The organism is Nostoc sp. FACHB-892, assembly GCF_014698795.1.
GTDB lineage: Bacteria > Cyanobacteriota > Cyanobacteriia > Cyanobacteriales > Nostocaceae > Nostoc.
On record NZ_JACJTR010000014.1, the window covers coordinates 24396 to 44215 of the forward strand.

16 protein-coding genes are annotated in these 19820 nt (G+C 39.7%); 6 read left to right on the plus strand and 10 right to left on the minus strand.

Annotated elements, in window-relative coordinates; translation table 11 throughout:
* Positions 1–8 precede the first annotated feature (8 nt).
* The 6 genes from H6G96_RS19175 to H6G96_RS19200 all read right to left on the minus strand — a co-directional run bounded on the left by H6G96_RS19175 (position 9) and on the right by H6G96_RS19200 (position 6672).
* Positions 9–2465, minus strand: a complete 2457-nt coding sequence (locus H6G96_RS19175) for a glycoside hydrolase family 31 protein (protein WP_190912922.1) — start codon at positions 2463–2465, stop codon at positions 9–11.
* 53 nt (positions 2466–2518) lie between these two features.
* Positions 2519–3316: a hypothetical protein gene (locus H6G96_RS19180; RefSeq protein WP_190912923.1), complete on the minus strand. Its 798-nt coding sequence runs from the start codon at positions 3314–3316 to the stop codon at positions 2519–2521.
* A 64-nt stretch (positions 3317–3380) separates the two neighbouring features.
* Positions 3381–4184 (minus strand): hypothetical protein, encoded by an 804-nt coding sequence (locus H6G96_RS19185; protein WP_190912924.1) that lies wholly within the window; start codon positions 4182–4184, stop codon positions 3381–3383.
* Between the two features lie 156 nt (positions 4185–4340).
* Positions 4341–4997 (minus strand): hypothetical protein, encoded by a 657-nt coding sequence (locus H6G96_RS19190; RefSeq protein WP_190912925.1) that lies wholly within the window; start codon positions 4995–4997, stop codon positions 4341–4343.
* A gap of 312 nt (positions 4998–5309) precedes the next feature.
* Complete coding sequence (locus tag H6G96_RS19195) at positions 5310–5873, minus strand: DUF3611 family protein (RefSeq protein WP_190912926.1); 564 nt, start codon at positions 5871–5873, stop codon at positions 5310–5312.
* Between the two features lie 427 nt (positions 5874–6300).
* On the minus strand, positions 6301–6672 hold the full coding sequence (locus H6G96_RS19200; RefSeq protein WP_190912927.1) for a response regulator: 372 nt from the start codon (positions 6670–6672) through the stop codon (positions 6301–6303).
* A 178-nt stretch (positions 6673–6850) separates the two neighbouring features.
* On the opposite strand from H6G96_RS19200, the gene H6G96_RS19205 reads away from it, so the two are divergent.
* The 3 genes from H6G96_RS19205 to H6G96_RS19215 all read left to right on the plus strand — a co-directional run bounded on the left by H6G96_RS19205 (position 6851) and on the right by H6G96_RS19215 (position 10857).
* Positions 6851–9019, plus strand: coding sequence for an ATP-binding protein (locus H6G96_RS19205; RefSeq protein ID WP_190912928.1), 2169 nt, complete (start codon positions 6851–6853; stop codon positions 9017–9019).
* Positions 9020–9243: 224 nt separating this feature from the next.
* Complete coding sequence (locus tag H6G96_RS19210; protein WP_190912929.1) at positions 9244–9870, plus strand: hypothetical protein; 627 nt, start codon at positions 9244–9246, stop codon at positions 9868–9870.
* Positions 9871–9981: 111 nt separating this feature from the next.
* Positions 9982–10857: a hypothetical protein gene (locus tag H6G96_RS19215; RefSeq protein ID WP_190912930.1), complete on the plus strand. Its 876-nt coding sequence runs from the start codon at positions 9982–9984 to the stop codon at positions 10855–10857.
* Positions 10858–10952: 95 nt separating this feature from the next.
* Here H6G96_RS19215 and H6G96_RS42420 read toward each other — a convergent pair whose 3' ends face one another.
* Positions 10953–11084: a hypothetical protein gene (locus tag H6G96_RS42420; protein ID WP_277932937.1), complete on the minus strand. Its 132-nt coding sequence runs from the start codon at positions 11082–11084 to the stop codon at positions 10953–10955.
* Between the two features lie 175 nt (positions 11085–11259).
* Here H6G96_RS42420 and H6G96_RS19220 point away from each other — a divergent pair, with 175 nt between their 5' ends.
* Positions 11260–13092, plus strand: a complete 1833-nt coding sequence (locus H6G96_RS19220) for a response regulator (protein ID WP_190912931.1) — start codon at positions 11260–11262, stop codon at positions 13090–13092.
* Positions 13093–13135: 43 nt separating this feature from the next.
* On the plus strand, positions 13136–14185 hold the full coding sequence (locus H6G96_RS19225; protein ID WP_190912932.1) for an AI-2E family transporter: 1050 nt from the start codon (positions 13136–13138) through the stop codon (positions 14183–14185).
* A gap of 194 nt (positions 14186–14379) precedes the next feature.
* Here H6G96_RS19225 and H6G96_RS19230 read toward each other — a convergent pair whose 3' ends face one another.
* Positions 14380–16401 (minus strand): serine hydrolase, encoded by a 2022-nt coding sequence (locus H6G96_RS19230; protein ID WP_242063329.1) that lies wholly within the window; start codon positions 16399–16401, stop codon positions 14380–14382.
* Between the two features lie 420 nt (positions 16402–16821).
* Between H6G96_RS19230 and H6G96_RS19235 the strand changes: the two genes are divergently transcribed.
* The gene (locus tag H6G96_RS19235; RefSeq protein ID WP_190912933.1) at positions 16822–17919 is read left to right on the plus strand and encodes an AI-2E family transporter; all 1098 of its coding nucleotides are present in this window, start codon (positions 16822–16824) and stop codon (positions 17917–17919) included.
* A 32-nt stretch (positions 17920–17951) separates the two neighbouring features.
* Here H6G96_RS19235 and H6G96_RS19240 read toward each other — a convergent pair whose 3' ends face one another.
* Together H6G96_RS19240 and H6G96_RS19245 are read right to left on the minus strand one after the other, a co-directional pair.
* Positions 17952–19175: an HhoA/HhoB/HtrA family serine endopeptidase gene (locus H6G96_RS19240; RefSeq protein ID WP_190912934.1), complete on the minus strand. Its 1224-nt coding sequence runs from the start codon at positions 19173–19175 to the stop codon at positions 17952–17954.
* A 48-nt stretch (positions 19176–19223) separates the two neighbouring features.
* Positions 19224–19805, minus strand: coding sequence for a hypothetical protein (locus H6G96_RS19245; RefSeq protein WP_190912935.1), 582 nt, complete (start codon positions 19803–19805; stop codon positions 19224–19226).
* Positions 19806–19820 lie beyond the last annotated feature (15 nt).

The following is a 19820-nucleotide window of genomic DNA, read 5'->3' on the forward strand; positions in this document are numbered from 1 at the left end:
GATTCAAGTTAACTACGATGTTCAAAATTGGTGAACATTCCCTGCCAGCGAACTTGCTCAAACTGCTCTATATCCAAGCATTGTCCTTGATTAACAACTTCATTGCCGTCCACCCAAACTTGTTGCGGTTTAAACCCGTGGAGGTGCAATTTCACACCCACATAAGGAAAAGCATAATCTCCCTGTGGCTTCCAAGTTAGTTCTAGGGAGTCTTGATTCTGCGTTAGGTAAAAACGATCCAACCGCGATTCACCATAGCCATCTCCCGCATCACTGTAAACCTGACCTTCACTGTTTAACAACGCGGACGGGTAAATATGGAGAATCAGTTGATTATCTTCCTCCATTGGTAAAATACTTCCCGCTTTTACCAATAGCGGTATTTGTTGAAGAGATGCTTTGAGGTTGACTTGCTTTCCTCCTTCTAAGAGTGCATCATCCCAAAAGTTATACCAGTGTCCTTTAGGTAATGCGATCGCTCGTGAGGTTGCGCCTTTTTCGGCGATCGCACAAACTAAAAGAGCATCGCCCAACAAAAAGGCATCATCTATACTCCAAAGTTGAGGATTGTCTGTATCTGCCCAAAATAAAGGACGCACTAAAGGATGTCCAGTTTGAGTTGCTTCCCAAGCTAAGGTGTAAAAATAGGGCATCAAACGATACCGTAGTTGCAAGAACTCCCGTACAATACTCAGGGTTGGTTCGCCAAAACTCCAAGGTGTACGAGGCTTGGTGTTGTTGGCAGAATGGGTGCGGCAAAATGCCATAAAGCAAGATATCTGAAACCAACGCAAGTATAATTCTGCACTGGGATTCCCCTTGAATCCACCAATGTCAGAACCACTGTAGGGAATTCCTGATAATCCCAGGTTTAAAACTGTGGGAATAGTTTGGCGTAATCCTTCCCAGCTAGTTTCAATATCACCCGTCCAAGTCCAGGCGTAGCGTTGCAAACCTGCCCAACCAGAGCGCGAAACGATGAAAGGTCGTCGTTCAGGTTGGTACTCAGATAAGGCTTCGTATCCAGCCTCAGCTTGAAGTAATCCATAAAAATTATGAGCTTCGCGGTGATCGCCACCTCTACCTTCCATCGAATGCCAAGTTGAATGGGGCGGTAGTGAAGGGTCGCCCCAAAGGACAAAAACCCCTGGTTCATTCATATCATGCCAAAATCCCGTGATACCTAGATCAAGCAGATATTCATATTGTCTGCTCCACCAATGACGGGCTTGGGGGTTGGTAAAGTCAGGAAAAGCGCATAAACCTGCCCAAACCGGAGCGATCGCTGGTTTACCATTTGAGAGTTTGCAAAATACATCCTGTGCGCGTCCCTCCTCAAAAAGTTTGTTTTTTCGAGATGCTTTGATACCAGGATTAATGATAGTAATTAACCGTATTCCCTTCGCCGCCAATTCTTGGGCTAACTCAGAAATGTGGGGAAAGCGATCGGGGTCAATGGTAAACGCACGAAAATTATCTAGAACGTCTATATCTAGATGCATTGCACTCACTGGAATGTCATGTGTCTCAAACCCCTTTACGGCTTCCCGTAGTGCCGCTTCTTTTTCATACCCCCAACGTGACTGATGATAGCCAAATGCCCAACGGGGTGTTAGGGGTGGGCGACCTGTTAATCCTGTGTATCGCTCCAACAATTGAGGCAATGTACCAGCAGTAAAGTAATAGCGCAACGCCCCGCTTTCAAACTCGGCTGTAGCTAATTCTTGGAAACTAAAGTTAGCAGGAAAAGAGTTTTCATAGAAAATTAAGTAACTACCTTCTTCATGCAGACCTAAATAGACTGGAATGCAGAGATATAATGGGTCAGTTCCTGGCCCATATATGCCACCTGCATCATAGTTCCACATCCGGTAGGTTCTGGCTTCGCCTTTGTCGCCAAACGTGCGGAGATTTAAAGGAGCCGCCCTTTCTCCCAAACCATAAATATGTTCCTCTGGACGTAGTTTCGCCTGATGTAGCCAAGTCTCATCTTTTGCTTTGGGTGATAGCTTTGTTGGTCGCTGGGGAGGTAGTTCTTCCCTTAGTGTCTGCCCTAAAGGATTTTCAAATTTCAAACTACCATCAACGCCAACAATAACCTTTAGCTGGGGACTAGAAATTGTCCAGCCCTTTTCCATCTCTTGAAACGTCGTCTCTAACTCTGGCCAATTTTTACGCGAGATGCCATAAGAAATGGGATATATCCCAGGTTTCCACTCAATTCGGACTAAATCGGCGCTCAGAAAATAAATTTCTAATTCAATGTGTTTGAAGTGGAATTGTCCGCCTCTCTTAGTTGCTTCAGCCCTCTGAATTACTCCAGTTTCTTCAACAGCTTCTAAACTTTGAGATTTACGAAACTGACGTTCTAACCAATCTCGTTGCAGTGGGTAGAGCAGCGACCCTAAAAACCGTCGAAGTTTAATTGTTCGTAGGTTGAGAAATGCTTCATTGAGGATATCCATAAAACCTCATAGAAAGTACAGCATTTGAGACGGCCATGACAAACTGAGAATTCCTAAGAAGGATGATATATAGTATCAGCAACTAAAACAGGTCTGTTGCCGTACTCAACCTCTAACTCTCTTTTTACATTTAGATCCCAGGTGAAATTGTATTCTTTCTCAATTTCAGCAATCACAAAAGGACGAACTTCGCCAGTTATCGATACTGTCTGATCCTGATTTATTGCTACTTTGGGCGGTGCTTTTAATAAAACTAGCAAATCTTGCCCACCAAGCCATTGGTTTTCATCTAGCGTTAGTAAAACCGGACTGCGGATATTGTCCACTTCCCCCGTAACTACAACTTGACGACGATAATATTCTTCGGGACGTTGTGTTATTTGGCCAGGTTGAGGCGCTAATACAAGGTATCGAGCAATAATTGCAGGTTTATTGATGTGATCTCTGTAATATTCATCCTGCATATTGAGATTAAACTCTTGCTCAATTTTAGGAATTACCAAATTACGAACCTGACCAGTAACTTGAACTTTAATATTTCGGTCAAGTGGTATATTAAAAGGCGTACCTGAAGCATTGACGACTACAAGAGGTTCACCGCGAAAGAATCGTGAATCACTAACCGTGAATGAACTCGAACCAATTTGCTGAATTGCTCTGCTTTTAATTGTCACAGAGTTACCAAGAAATTCGTCGGCATTTTCAGCAATTTCAGATGTATTGGTGATAGTTGGTTTTTCCTCGAAAAAACTACAACTTCTCACTACCATAGCCATGACTACCAGGAAAACTAATACCCCTGTTTGACCTAGTGCCTGTAAGAAATCTCCTCTTTCGGAATTGTCATTCATTGCCCTTATGGTTATTTGTCTTGCGGGTATTCATGTAAAGCTTTCCTGATAGCTATAGAATATTTTATTCTGGAATTGCTGAGGGATATACCTCTGTTGCAACTAATACAGGTTTATTGCTATATTCTGCTTCTAGCTGCTTTTGTAAAGTTAAATCCCATTGCAGGTCATATTCTCGTTCTAGTTCAGCTACAACAAACGGACGTAACACACCTGTGACTGCAACTTTCTCACCTTCATTGACAACTCCTTTTGGAGTACCAGCACGTATCACTAACAAGTCTTGCCCACCAAATAATTTGTCTTCGTCTAAGGTGAAGGAACTGGCAGTTCTGATGTTTTCCACTTCACCTGTCACCGCCAATGTTTTTCCGTAGTATAGTTTAGGGTTTGTGGTAAGTTCACCTGGTTTAGGAGCAAGTGCAAGCGATTGAGCAATAATTGCGGGTTGGGTTTCGTACTCTTTGTACAAGTTTACATCTAAGCCCAAGTTGTAATCTCGATTAATATCTGCAATCACAAACTTACGAACTGGGCCTGTCGCTTGAATTGGTGTATTTGGGTCAGTAGGCAGAACAAAAGTTTTACCCGAAGCATTTACAACTAAAATTGGTTGAGCATTAAAAAATTGCTTATCGGCAATTGTGAAAGTTGAAGGTCCTAATTTTGTGACGGGTGTACTTCTAATTGTTACAGTTTTGCCAATTAGTTGGTTTGTATTATCTGCAACTTCTTCTGTAGTCACATTGGTTTCTGGTACTGCGGCCTGTTGATCTAAGTTATTGGTACAAGCTCCAAGCAGCAATGTGGAGATTGCTAGAGCAATAGCTCCTTTAGAACTCCGCTTAGTTTTAATAAAGTTGATCATTTCAAATTCTCCATGTTGGGTTAACTAATATCAAGTTCAGATGATGGCTGATTATAGAAAACTCTCTACGTTTTACCTCAGCCATAGTACAGAAATTTTGAGTTGCTGTAATAAGCGTTTTAATGCTCTCAAAATTAATGTGGTGAGACATATTAATTAATTCAAAAAGACTTGGCCATCCTTTTGAATTCTCAATACGCCTTGATTGTTATCGAAATTGGTTGTTTCATCTAACGAGACAGCGAGTGTTCCTTCACTTTCAGGGGTAGACATGGGCATAACTTTTAGCAGTCCGCCATCTTGACGTACCAAAGTAATACTGATAGGTGTTGGTAAGTCTCGTAGGACAAACTCTTGCCCACCTGCCAGATATCGAGGTTGGGTGTGACCAATTGCTTGATAAGAGATACCAGCGTTAGTGTTATTTTTTAATTTCACATTGACTGTACCTGCTGTTGGTGTGATATTTGCGATCGCACTTTGCCGACTTTCTGGAGCAGGTGGTTGTATAACATTAACATTTGTGCGTCTTCCATTCATAGGATAAGCAGGAACCATAATACTCTGGGAACCAGTAGTTCCCTGTTGCCCTCCCAATCTTAAAGTTGCAGCATTCGGTGGACATCCTGCTGGAACCATAACTCGATTACGGTGTGGTTCTTCGTAGAAAATTCTAGGGCAAGGATTAATTTGGGAAATTCGCGGCTGTGCTACTGCTGATTGAGTAATTGCAGAGAACCCGACTAGCAAACTTCCAAACATTGTTCCTACTAATCCAACTTCTTTTAAAGAAGAACGATTTAGCTTGTACATAACTACCTCCTGACAGTTTCATTTTTGCTTGTTATTTGAAAATTCAAATAATGACATCTAGTGAAAAATTAGAGAATACTTTATAGTTAGCCCCTTACTTTTATTGCAATAATTTTTTAGGTTTAGGGAAAGTTGAGCTGCTCAACCAAAAGAGGAGAATGAAAACAGACCGTCTGTATTTTTAGGTTAGATCCCAATGGTGGAAAAGTAGAGCAGAATTGTAATACATCTAGCAAATAATACTTTAGATATAGGTTAGTACTTCTAGAGTAATACTTGGCAAAATCAAATCAATACTGCTACATGCATCTATTATTCTTCTAACCAATAGAGTAGACCAAGAGAAGTAATCCCTCCAAAAAAGTGAGCGCCAATCACATTGATATTTGCTAAAATTACAAAAATATCTAAGGAACGAATTACATTTTCTGGTTGATACAATGCGACACCTTGAGGTTGTGCTACTGCTTTACTTAATACGATTACAACGGTCACTTCAGAAGCAATAAAAGCTATTAATAACCCTACCAAACTCACGAGCAATCCAATTCGTAAATTTTGAATTACGTCTTCCTTCTTGGGATGGTTTTGAGAATTTGGCGTTTGTAAAAGTTTAGCCATTTTTCGATAACGGAAAGCCCAATAGACTCGAAAGCACAACAATAAAATACTAACAATAGCCAAAAATATCCCAAAGCCTATACCTGAACTGCTTGTCGTCACGTTACGGCTAAAACACGCCAACAATACAGCAATACCAGAAATACCACCAAGTACTAATTGTACCCAAAAACTAATTCGACTCACTAAAAGCAATGTAGCAGCAAATTTTTGTTTGCTTGGTGGATGTGAAAGTGATTCTAAATTATTTATCATAATCAATATATACCCCTTAAATAAATGAGTTAAGTAAATCTAAGAAATTGGAGTTTTATTTCATCTTTGCTATACAATAAAACTCATCAACTAGTTTATCTATTTTTTGGTTTTGATTGAAATATTAGCTTTTTTTGCTAGGAGATAATTTATCTGAAATCCAGAACTAATATTTAGTTAAGTTCTAAATTAAGAATTAAAAGTGGAAAACTAGTGGAGAATATGTATTTTCTAGAAAACTACTACTTAAGAGAGAGATTACTAAAACTATAGATAGACTATTTTTTCAAGCAAATCTACCCTAAATAAGAGATATTACAGTAATCCTATCTTTGGCATCCAAAATTTAACAAATGATTTAGAACTGCTATAGCATTGTTTAATTCATGAATAGCTGAACTGGAAACATCAGATTTCGTAATATACTTTAGCTCAAGGCTGCTGCTACTTGAACAGCTAGTTTCTGAGGATTAAATGGTTTACTGATTATACCTCTGACACCTAGATTATTAAATAGACTTTTGTCATGATTGCGTCCTCTTGCTGTAAGTAAAATCACAGGTATATGTTTAGTTGTTTGATTAGCCTGTAGTTTTTGAAAAGTTGTTAAACCATCCATATCAGGCATCATTACGTCCAAAAGTATGGCATCGGGTTGAGATGACTGAGCTAAGAATAATCCTTGATTACCTGAAGTAGCAGTCAATACCTTCCAGCCTCCCATTATTTCTAGACAAGTCTGAATCAATTGACGGATGTCATCATCATCATCAATAACTAAGATTTGCTTAGAGGTCATCGTTATTATCTTCCTGTTTTAAATTATTATTACTTAGTGCTTTAATTCTTCCAATGTAATGAAGGGCATTGTTTAAAACTACCATCCTCCTAAGATTAATTTTTAATGGTAAAACTTGAAAGTGGAAAACTAGGGTAGAAGTTTAATAAACAGATGGCATAACCAGAAGTAACAGAAAATGTGGAGATTAACACGATGGGTTTCTCTTCTCCTATCGGAGAGGCTGCGCCAACGAGAGGCTTCTCTTTCAGAGACGCGAACGCCAACGCCAACGCCCCGCCTTTCCTACGGAGACGCTACGCGAACGCAACTACAAGGCTATAGCATTGCATTCTTAACGGTTTTACTAGCTTTACTGCTGACACTGCTTCTATGGCAGCTACAAAGGCTCAATTCCATTTATCCGTTGTTTTTAGCTGCTGTCATGGTTAGTTCCTGGTATGGTGGTTTCAACCTAGGATTGTTGGCAACTTTTTTGTCTGCTATAGTCTGCGCCTACTTCCTTTTGCCCCCTTTTTATTCTCTGGCTGTTACTGGGTTCAGTGTAATAGGGTTGGTTCAGTTTGTGCTGGTAGCAGTGTTGATCAGCTCACTTAACTCCGCACTGCGCCAAGCGCGATCGCAAGCTCAGAAAAACGCGCAAGCCGCCCAGGATAATTACGAGTGTTTACGTCAAATTCAAGACAGTCTGCGTCAAAGTGAAGAACGTTATCGATTGTTAATAGAAGGAGTAACTAATTACGCAATTTTTATGTTAGATCCAAACGGTAACTTTACCAGTTGGAACATTGGAGCCGAGCGTATTTTAGGCTATCAAGAAGCAGAAATTATTGGTCAACCTTTTGAGCGAATTTTTTCACCCGAAGCAATTAAGCAGGGACAACCACAACAAGTATTAACAAAAGCCATAATTGAGGGTTTTTCTAAAGAAAATCGTTGGCATCTCCGTAAGGATGGTACATTTTTCTGGGCGCATTGTGTAATCACACCTTTACGAGATGAAAATGGAAATCTGCGCGGCTTCTCTAAAATTATGCAAGATATTACTGAGCGCAAACAAGTCGAAGAAGAAAAAGAGCAACTGCTGCTACGAGAACAAGCCGCACGTGCTGTTAGCGAAGCGGCACAAAGTGCAGCAGAAGCTGCAAACCGTTCCAAAGACGAATTTTTAGCAATAGTATCCCATGAATTACGTACTCCCATGACTGCAATTATCGGTTGGGCTGGAATGTTGCAAACGGGTGCGTTAGATGAAGCTAAAGTATCTCTTGCAATGGAGATAATTGAACGCAATGCTAATTTGCAAATGCAACTTATTGAAGACTTACTTGATATTTCGCGTATTGTTAGAGGAGAACTTTCACTCTCCATTGATTTGGTAGATTTAGTAGAAGTAATTACAGACGCAATCGAGGTTGTACAATCACTGGCAGATGCTAAGACTATTCAAATTGAAACTAGACTTGATACTTCAATAGAAAAAATTTCGGGTGATTCAGATCGCTTGCAACAAGTTGTGTTAAATCTACTCACCAATGCAATTAAATTTACACCCAATAACGGACGAGTTAAGGTGCGATTGTCAAAGGAAGTGGGGAATAGGGAGTGGGGAGTAGGGGGTGGGAAAGAGTTTTCCCAACCCTCAATTCCTAACTATGTTCAAATCCAAGTCAGTGATACGGGTAAGGGTATCAGTGCTGACTTTCTACCTCATGTATTTGAGCGCTTTTGCCAAGCAGATAGTAGTTATACTCGGTCAGATAAAGGACTAGGTTTAGGGCTAGCGATCGCCCGTCATGTGGTAGAACTGCATGGTGGTACAATCCAAGCCCAAAGCCAAGGAATAGGGCAAGGTGCAACATTTACAGTCAAGTTGCCAATTTTAGAAAAAAGCAGAGGAGAAAGTCTTTCCCCCCCATCTCCCCCATCTCCCCCATCTCCCTCATCCCCCAATCCCCTTACCAACTTGCGAGTACTGGTTGTAGATGACGAGGCAGATGTGCGGCAGTGGATTACCGCAGTACTCGAAGAGTCTGGAGCGAAAGTTAGTACTTTTAGCTCTACAAGACAGGCACTTGAGGCACTAGAAGAATTACATCCACATGTGTTGATCAGCGACATTGGGATGCCAGGCGAGGATGGCTACGCGCTGATGCGTAAAATCAGAGAAATTGAAGCAGAACGAGGTGGGCGGATTCCTGCTGTTGCACTGACGGGGTATGCCAGAGTAGAAGATTACAAGGAGGCATTAGCAGCAGGGTTTCAGCTACATATTGCCAAACCAGTTAGAGCAGCTGAGTTAATTGCCGTTGTTGCCAGCTTAGGTAAAATGTCTGGTAAAATCTGAGCAATTTTGCAAATATTGTTCATATCCACAAGTTTTCCACTTTTTGGAGATAACTTCAAAAGTATCATTCAGGCAATAAATGGTGTTATCCATACAGTTAATGAAGTTGCCTGAGTTCAGCTTGAATCAGTTAGGAAAGTAACAGCAATTTGGTTGCATATTAGATTGTTTTTTGCTTTCCGATGCCTGATTTATTCATGCAAAATTATTTGGAAATTGGAAAAATGAATAGTACATGGTTACAGCGATTTTCTGCGTTGTTTATTTCCTCCACAATCACAATGCTTGCAAGTGGATTATCTGCTCAAGCACAAACTGTATCGACTCCCGGTAAAATTTCAACAACAGCAGCCGATTTGGTTCCCCAGCCAACACAACCTACTTCTGAAAGTTCTGCTGAGGTGGCGCAAGTAGATGTTGATCCAGGTCGAACTACCCGTGGTGGCTCCAGCTATATTGGAGTTGCTGGCAACATTGGTTTAGGCGGTGATTCAGCTATAGGTGAAGGTAGCTTTATGGTGATCAGCAAAATTGGGTTGACGCGTACCTTATCTGTACGTCCATCTGTGGCGATTGAGGACGACCCGGTTATTTTGGTTCCTCTCACCTATGACTTTAACTTTCGGACAGCAGATGCTTTTGAAGATACATTCGCTGTAGCACCATACCTTGGAGCTGGCATAGCAATTGAAACTAGCGATGATGCAGACGTTGGCTTGCTTTTATCTGGTGGAGTAGATGTTCCTTTAAGTACTAACCTCACGGCAACAGCAGGAGTGAATGCGGCGTTTTTAGATGAAACGGATGTAGGACTGATGATCGGAGTTGGTTACAACTTTACTGGGTTGTAAAAAAACTTTTAGTTTACCGTATTTGCAGACTCTGCAATGAATATCGCAATCTACTGCAAAAAAGTTGATGTTAGCGTGCTTGAAACTCCACAACAAAGTGAGGGATGAGATATGAAAAGTATAAAAATCAACTCATTGATTTTGGCATTAATAGCAGCTCTGAGTGTGATTTTGATCTCAACAACTTTAGCACAAACTGATGTCAACATTGATAACAGTAATATTATTCAGTTTGGAGGTGATGTGATAGTTCCTCCTCGGCAGGTTGTGGAGAATGCCCATGCGATCGGTGGTGATGTGACGATTCAAGAGGGAGCAAGAGTCACCCAAACTGCGATCGCGATCGACGGAGATGTGATTTTAGAAGAAGGCGCTCGTGTTGATGGTGATGCTTACGCGGTGGGAGGAGAAATTATCACATCTCCCGGAGCTACTATTGGCGGTGCTTCAGGCACAGTCTTCGAGAATGGTAGATGGGGGATGTATGGTAGGAGAAGGGGAACTAGCAGTTTTGCCCTTCGCTATTTATTAAATACTGGTTTTCATCTTTTCAACGTACTGATAGGAACCATTATTGGTGTTCTAATCTTACGTTGGCGACCCAATTTCCTGCTCAATTTGGCAGCAACTATTAATCAATATCCCCTACAAACTGGGTTATGGGGTTTAGGCGGTTTGTTGGCTGTAATTTTGCTAGTAATTCTGTTAGCAATAAGCTTAATTGGAATACCATTGTTACCCTTGCTTGGTTTAATAGTTGCCATCACAGTGATACTCGGAACGCTCGGAGTTGCTCTTTGGGTTGGACAAAGAGCTTCTCCTTCTGTCGAGCGGCACGTTCAACAATTTTTCATCGGTGTGCTGATTTTAACTTTAATCGGTTTGATTCCGGTGCTGGGAGGACTGGTGTTGTCAGTAGTAAATATTTTTGGCTTTGGTTCATTACTGCTGTGGTTGGTGAGCAAACGGCGTGTAAGAGTACAGTAAAAAATATAAGCGTTGCTGATTCCATATATGAAAATGATTTTGCATAATACTAAAATCCTTGTAGAGACGTAGCAGTGCTATGTCAAAAGGAAGTATTAGATTTCTATTGTCTTTGGAAGGCAATTTTGTACTAATTTAGAGTAATTAGGAATAGCGATACGTTGCAAATGGCGATCGCGCAAAGAATGAAAAACTCCATCCCAAGACTGAGTGGAGTTTTTGGGCATGGGGAAGAATTAAAATCAGTAGGACAAAGTGTTGAGCATCGGGAATAGGATGATTAGCAGAGGTATTGTAAAACCTTGCTTTTGATAGATGTCATAATAAATTTAAAAGGGCATAACCTAAGTTATAGAAATTTGATTACAGCGCTCAGGGTTGCTTCTACAAGCAAACATTTTCATGAGAATTCTATTGATTGAAGACGATGATTTGCTTGCTCAAGCTGTAGCAACATATCTTACCAAACAAAATTATGTGGTTGATATTGCTGCTGATGGTGAAGTCGGTTGGGAATTGGTTAATGTCTGTAACTATGACCTGATTTTGTTAGATATTGTTCTACCAAAGCTAGATGGCATAAGTCTTTGCCGACAATTACGGCAGTCAGGTTATCAAATGCTAATTCTTCTTTTAACAGCAAAAGATACTAAAACTGATAAAGTTATCGGTTTAGATGCTGGAGCAGATGACTATGTAGTTAAACCATTTGATTTTCAAGAGTTATCAGCTCGTATTCGTGCTTTATTACGTCGGGGAAATACTTCTTTGCCTCCAGTTTTGGAATGGGGAGCCTTGCGTCTTGATCCTAGTACTTGTGAAGTGACTTATGCAGACATTTCTCTAAATTTAACAGCAAAAGAATTTAGCCTTTTAGACCTTTTTTTACGCAACAACCAGCGCATTTTTAGCCGGAGTGCTATTGTAGATCAACTTTGGAGCGCTGAAAAAGATCCACCTGAAGAAAATACGATTAAATCTCATATCAAAAGTTTACGGCAAAAGCTAAAAGCAGCAGGTGCTAACTATGATTTTATAGAAACTGTCTATGGAATGGGTTATCGTTTAAAAGCTCTAGATCATGAGCAAAGTTGCCCGAAACATGAGCCGGAAATAGATTTAAAGCAGCAGCAAATTCTACTAACAGCCATTGCTCAAGAGCGGGAAAATTTCAAAGCTAAGGTTGGTTCGCGTATTGCAGTATTGAAACTAGCAGCTGATGCTTTAAGAAAAAGTACACTTGACGCTCAATTGCGGCAAAAAGCAGAACAAGAAGCTCACAAGTTAGCTGGTTCATTGGGTAGTTTTGGCTTTCCTAAAGGCTCGTTGTTAGCTAATGAGATAGAAGATTTATTTCAAAATCAAAAATTTATTAGCCAAGCTAAATGTTTTTATTTAGATAAACTCTTGGTGGAGTTGCAACGAGAGCTAGAAAAAAGCCCAGTTGAACAAACCCAAAATCTACTATTAGTAATTAGCAATGATCAACAAGTAGTTGAGGAATTGATAAAAGAGGCTGAGAATCACGAACTACAAATTAAAGTTGCTACTAATCTCACCGCCGCCAGAAGTATAATCCCATCTTTAAACCCCGATGTGGTGCTACTTGATATTGATATTCAGAAAGACAGCTTGAAATTAATAAGAGAATTATCCCAGCGATCGCTTACGGTGGGCGAAATGCTAATGCCACAAATACCAGTGTTAGTTTTTACAGAACAAAATACTTTTAGCGATGCCTGCGGCGGGCTTCGCCTACGCTTAGAGGTTGCACGATCTGGCGGACGTGCTTTTTTGCAAAAATCCATGCCTCCTAACGAAATTTTGGAGTCAGTGGCCCAAGTTTTACAGCAAACTCGTATTACTAAAGCGAGAATCATGGTTGTAGACGATGATCCAAAGACATTAACTGTTATACAACAATCTTTAGAAGCTTTAGGACTTACTCTAAAAATTATTGAAGATCCACGCTACTTCTGGGATACTCTGACAGAATTTTCTCCAGATTTGCTAATTTTAGATGTGGAAATGCCTCATATTAATGGCATTGAACTTTGTCAGGTAGTACGTAACGATCCATACTGGAAGTTTTTACCAGTCATGTTTTTGGTTGATAATTTATCAGCAGATATTGTTGAGCAAATATTTGCGATCGGTGCTGATGATTGTCTAAGCAAAACTGCTGAAAAGTTACAACTAATCACTCGTATATTAAACCGTATAAAGCGAACATAACTAGTTAAAAACATAGCTTTAATAAATAGAAATAACCAAATATATGAATAAACCTGTACAACAGCCAAATAAAAATTTTTTTTGGAGTAAGCTTAGTACGAATACACTAGTTCGCTTCTTACTATTTGCTGCTTGTGGTTGGGTATTAATAAAAGTTTTTTGGTATTTCAAAAATGTAGTTTTTATATTTACCTTTGCGACAATCTTAGCACTAATTCTTAGCTATCCTGTGCGCTATCTAGAACGGTTTTTGAAGCGAGGTTTTGCCTTGGGTACAGTCATAGCTATCAGTCTATTAACAATCATTATTCTATTTGTATTTATAGGTAATACATTGGCCACGCAATTACAACAGTTAGCAGGTTTGATATTACAAATTATTAGTTCTGTCAACAATCCTATTAATCAATTACAAAGCGCATTAGCTGCTCAAAACATTGAAATAAATTTAGAGGCTATAGAAATACAAATTCGTAACTGGGTTGTGTCTGGCATGAACATTATTTTAGGCTTTTTACCAAATTTATTAGAAAGCTATGTTGGATTTATCATTATTATTGTAGTTGCCTTTTTTATGCTGACTGATGGAGAAAAAGTCTGGGAACTTATTCTTAAGATAATTCCTCCTAATCAACGCGATCGCTTTGCAACAGCTATCCAGAAAAACTTCATCGGTTTTTTACGAGGTCAATTACTAATCTCATTAATTCTTAGTATTGCCACTTTTTTAGTTTTTGCAGTTTTTCATGTCCCATTCCCGTTTTTGCTAGCTATAACTGTGGGAGTTTTTGACTTGGTTCCCGGTATCGGAGCTACATTAGGAATTAGCTTAGTTTCTTTAATTATCTTGGTACAAAGTAGTTGGATTATTAGCATAAAAGTATTAATTTCTTGCATAGTTTTGCAACAAATTCAAGATAATTTCATAGCGCCTCGTATAATGCAAAGTACAGTTCACTTAAATCCCCTAGTGGTATTTTTTGCTCTTTTAGTTGGGACACAAATAGCTGGTTTATTAGGAGTATTTCTTTCTATACCCATTGCTGGAGTAATTGTGAGCTTACTAGAAATTGAAGAGTTGCAGGATAATTAGAATTTAGAATTTAATATTTAGTATTGATTTTGCGCGGCTTTGTTGCATGAATGAGGGGCTCATCAACTTAAAAAAAATTTTGCACGGTTGCACTGCTGTACCCTTAGCTAAACTCTACGGAAAACAGCAGAGGTAATCCTTATATAGCAAGGTGTAGGGACACGGCACGGTATGCCGTGCCCCTACGGGTGTACTTAAAATTGAAACCCTAATAAATTCCAGTAAGCTAACAAGGGAATAAAAATCAATCCAGCTAAAGTAATCAAAGAGTAATGTAATCGCTTAATAAAAGACCAGGTATGATTTACCCAAGCTAATCCAGTAAACACAGCTAATACAAGTGCTAGAACGGTAGTTATCAATGGTAGGCAAAGTAATGCCACTACAATGCCAGGTACACCATACACAAGTTTCCATACACCTATAAGCCACAGCGACAAAGGCAAGCCAATCAAAAACAATAAATTCAGAGTACCAACAATACCAGCTACTAGCCAAGCACTGCTAAATTTTTGCTCACCTATAAAAGACTTTCCTCTTAAGCGACGTATTAGAGGGCGTATCAACCCAACAATACAGGCTGACAGAAAAACAATTGCACAAAAGCTAACAATTCCTAACTGTAGCCAAATAGTTTCATACCACGATATCCGCTCATAAGCTCCAATCTTAGACCACAATGGATTGAAGACAAATGCAATATTCCCCCGGCTGTCTTCCCCAAAAGCAGTAAACGCATCATCCTCAACTCGCTTAAATAACAGTGGTTCCACAGGAACTAATGTATGCTTTGGAGTATGTCCTAAAAAGAACAAACTAGGGGTACTAATGGTCAAAGTACCGTTTTCGCCTTTTTTGATATTAATATGTTTAAACGGTGCAGTGACCTTAGCAAAGGTGTCACGGGGATACTCCAAATCACGGTAAGTACCAGTCAAGCGATTAAGTTGCTCCTCGGTAAGAGCAATAGGTTTAACAGGTGTAGATTTATTGGTAACAGGAAAATAGCGGTCTAGAAACTGAGTTAGGAATTTGCCAGCCACCCCACTAAAACTATTAGTAGCAATAAAAATGCCAATATTTTGCTCAGGCATTAAAGTCAGGGAGCTAGAATAACCCCGTAAACTTCCCAAATGTCCAATCACCCGAATATTGTTTTCCAAACGTTCACGGAAACTGTAGCCAGTACCTGGCAATTTAGGATGATGGGTGAAATGCTGTTTGTGCATCAACCGCACAGTATCTTCTTCCAAAATGCGGGAGTTGTTGTAGCGACCGTATTGTAGATGGGCAATCATAAAATTAGCCATATCTGTAGCTGTCGTACTCATAGACGCAGCTGGAGCAATATTTAAATATAGATATGGCACAGCTTTGAACTGACCATTTTGATACTGATAACCCATAGCCAAATCATCAGCTAAAGGCGGTGGGGGTGGCTGGAGAAATGTACTCCGACCCATCTGCAACGGCTGCAAAATGTTTTTATCAATGTATTCAACAAAGGAAATACCGGAAACTTTTTCTACCAAATATCCCAACAAAGCTGTGCTATGGCTGGAGTAGCTGTAGAGTTTACCGGGCTGCCAGACAACAGGTGGCATATACTTACTTAGATAATCTCCCAATGGCTTCATTTGTGCTGCGGTACGAGCTGCCAAACCAATTCGCCGCTTCGTCGTACCGTCAGTGTGTGTCATCAACTGGGCAACTTTAGCTGGTTCAGGAAAAGGATTTTCTAACTGGAAACTGGTGAGATATTTATTAATATCAGCATCCAAATCAAGCTTTTCCTGCTCGTACAACTGCATTGCTGCTGTAGCTGTAAATAACTTGGAAATGGAAGCTACGCGAAACAAAGTTTTATCTATGATAACTGGTATATTTTTTTCTACGTTCGCGTAACCATAGCCCTTAGCAAAAAATAGTTTCCCATCTTTAACCACAGAAATAGCTACGCCAGGAACATGAGACTTTGATATTTCTTCATTGATGATTTTGTCTACAAAGCCTTCAAATTCCTGGGGATTGCTTAATCCCGGTGCAGTAGGAGATGTTATTACAGGCTGCTTTGGTTCAGTTGGTTGCTGCTGTTGAGGTTCTGAAAGCGGGAATTTGGGTACATTTACATCTCTAGCCAAGCTAGGCAAGCCGGACATCGAAAAAAATAAAATGCCTATCATTACCCAACAAATGAACTTAATTGGTTTATACATAATGCAAATTTCCTAACCTTACTACTTAGATAAGTCTTAGCTGCTGAGGTTCCTACTGTATTACTTCAATAATCCCTGTTCAGGCTCTTTAATACTTCTAGGGCTTTCTTCAAATTGTTTTTTCAAGTTAAAGAATATTAAGCCAATTACGAAGATAGCTAAACTGACAAAAATCAATATGAAGGCACGTATCAACATATTACTGGGGCGTGGTTTTTGCATTTTTATGAGTACAGCCTTCAAGGGTTGCTTATTTCAGATTAGTCTCTTATAAAACACCTAAATTCTGTCGCAAGATGGATATATCGTTGATCTTGAAAAATCAGTCTTTTAGTGGCTTTTTAAATATAGTGATACAGCTATTTTGAAGTAATTAAACTCAGAAAAATAGCTGTAAATAACAAAAACTGGGGGCTGCTTGTGCGATTCGGACAATTAATTGGGTTTCTCGCTCTTGTTATATCTCTTTACATTTTGTGGCAAATTCGGCAAATACTTTTGGTGGTATTTGCAGCGGTAGTTTTAGCTACAGTTCTAAATCAATTAGTGAGCTTTTTCCAAAGATTTCGCATTAAGCGAGGAATTGCAGTTGCCATATCAATTATTCTCTTATTGATGGTTTTGGCCGGTTTTTTTGCACTTATTGTGCCGCGTCTTATTGATCAATTGCAACAATTTGGTAATATTATGCCTACAGGACTAGAACGGTTGCGATCGTGGAACAACTGGTTACAAAATTTAATTCCTGACCAACTATTAGAAAATATTCGGGGACTTAGGTATCTGACTCAAGGTTTACAAGATTGGTTAAATCGGTTAATGAATAACTTTTTTAGCTTGGTCAGTAGCTCGCTTTCTATTATTTTAGGTTTGCTGCTTTTTGTCGCACTTACCATCATGTTATTAGCCAATCCCTCGCCGTATCGGCAAGGATTTATAATGCTATTTCCTGCCTTTTATCGTCGGCGGGCTGATGACATTCTAAATAAGTGTGCAGTCTCGTTGACTGGCTGGATAAAAGGCACGCTCCTGACTATGCTGGTCATTGCTACATTGAGCTATGTTGGACTGTTAATTTTGGGAATACCATTGCCATTAGTTAATGCTATTTTGGCAGGATTATTAGAATTTATCCCAAATGTCGGGCCAACCTTAAGTGTGATTCCGCCTGCACTGCTAGCATTAAATGAAGAACCTTGGAAAATCGCTGCTGTTATAGCTTTGTACTTTGGAATTCAGCAGGTTGAAAGCCTAGTTATACTTCCTTTAGTGATGAAAAGCCAAGCATCTCTGCTGCCAGCAGTTACTTTGGTAGCAGTGGTGTTTTTTGGCAGCTTTTTCGGATTTTTAGGTGTATTTCTCGCTGTTCCATTAGTAATTGTGTTTCAAACATGGATAAAAGAAGTTTTAGTAGAGGATGTACTCAACAACTGGCAAGAAAATAAAAAAGATAATCAAGAACAAGAAGTATTAGCTGTGGTAGATGGCAAGTCTGAATCATCTGTTGAAAAAATTTGAAAAGTCAGGTAGGTATTACCTACCTGACAAACTTATGACTGGATATTATTTGGGGATGGCAGTGGTTCAGGTTGTACTGTGAATTGTAAGTTTTGTGCATTGCGTAGGACTTGGATTTGTAAGTTATTTAAGCCGTTTTTTTCGAGAATCTGCTGAACTCCTTCAGATGTGGTAACGGGTTGATTGTTGATTGTTTGAATAACATCTCCTGGGCGCAATCCGATTCTGGCAGCAGGAGAATTAGGAATAACGCGAATAATAAGAATTCCTTGCTCTGCTACAATGCGGACATTACTGTTTGGATAATTATTGATTCTTTGCTTGACTTCTGGCGTTAGTGTCAGCATCTGAAGGCCTAAGTATGGATATTCAACTTTACCTTGAGTAATCAACTGCTGGGCAATTCGTTGAGCTGTATCTATAGGAATAGCAAAGCCGATACCTTCAGCACCTTGAATAATTGCAGTGTTAACGCCTATGACTTGACCGCGAGCATTTAATAGTGGTCCGCCTGAATTTCCAGGGTTAATTGCTGCGTCGGTTTGAATGTAACTACTAGGCCTGGTGGAAAGATTTAAGGAGCGATTGATCGCACTTATAACACCTACTGTTACCGTTTGTTGTAAACCTAAAGGATTACCGATCGCAACTGCCCATTGTCCTGGTTTTACGGTGTCGGGATTTGCTATTTCTACGGCTGGTAAGTTATGACCAGGAATTTGCACAACTGCAACATCGCTCACCGTATCTTGTCCTAGCACTTTGCCCTCAACAGTACGACCGTCAGAAAATGATACTGTCACCGTATCCGCATCGTTGACAACGTGAGCATTGGTGAGAATTCGCCCATTGGGATCGATAACAAAACCAGAGCCTACGCCTCGCACTACTCGTTCTTGAGGCTGTGTTGGTCCAGTTTCACCAAAAAAGCGCCGAAAGAATGGGTCATTTAATGTATCTGGCAATTGTGGCACTTGGGTTCTGATCGTTCGGGAAGTATTAATTTGAACTACAGCTGGTTCTACTTTTTCGACAACTTCAACCACAAAATTGTTGTCCTCAGCAGTTGGTGTTAGAGGGCGCGAACTTTGATTCTGTGTTTCCTTAACTGTCGGAGAAGGAAGAATTGAAGGAGGAACTTTTCCAGAAAAATCTGTTGAACAGCTACTTAAAAATCCTGCCGTTATCCCGATAAAAGGTAGTAGCAGATGAGTTTTTGGTTTCCGAACCAACAAAGATTTTTTTGATCTATTCATAGTTATTTCAAATATTAAATATTATGTAGTTTAAATGTATGTTTCAGTTTACGAATGATTTGCCTCTGCATTACGACTTGTCCAATCTCGCAACGCCCAAAGGCTAATTAAAGCTGCTAATCCAGCACCAAGAGTGTCCATAACTAAATCAATAATGGTGTCATCCAAGCTTTCAATTACTTGAGTACTGAGAATTTTACCAGCAGACCATTCCGTGACTTCCCACAAAGCACCAATAGCAATTCCAAAACTAGTAATTGTCACTAAATACAAAAGTGTATGATTCCGAAATATATTCAACATTGAACCATAGACTAAAAAACTAAGTGCTAGGGTAATTGCAGAAGTCGTATAAGCATGAACAATTTCGTCATAGGGTCCTGGCATACCAAATAAATTCCATACCCAACCAGTAGCATTGAGCAATGCAGCCAAGACAAACAAAAAATCAAATAAAGTGGGTAATTTATCATCTCGGATGACAAACACAAAGGATATAACAAGAAATAATGCAAGCCCCAAGGCATTTGACCATTTACCTTGAACTGCTGCGGCTATTACAAAAGTTGTTAGTACAGCCTGTCCTATCCATGCGATAATTCGATAACCTTTCCAATTCAGAATTTTCATAATTATTACCTCAAA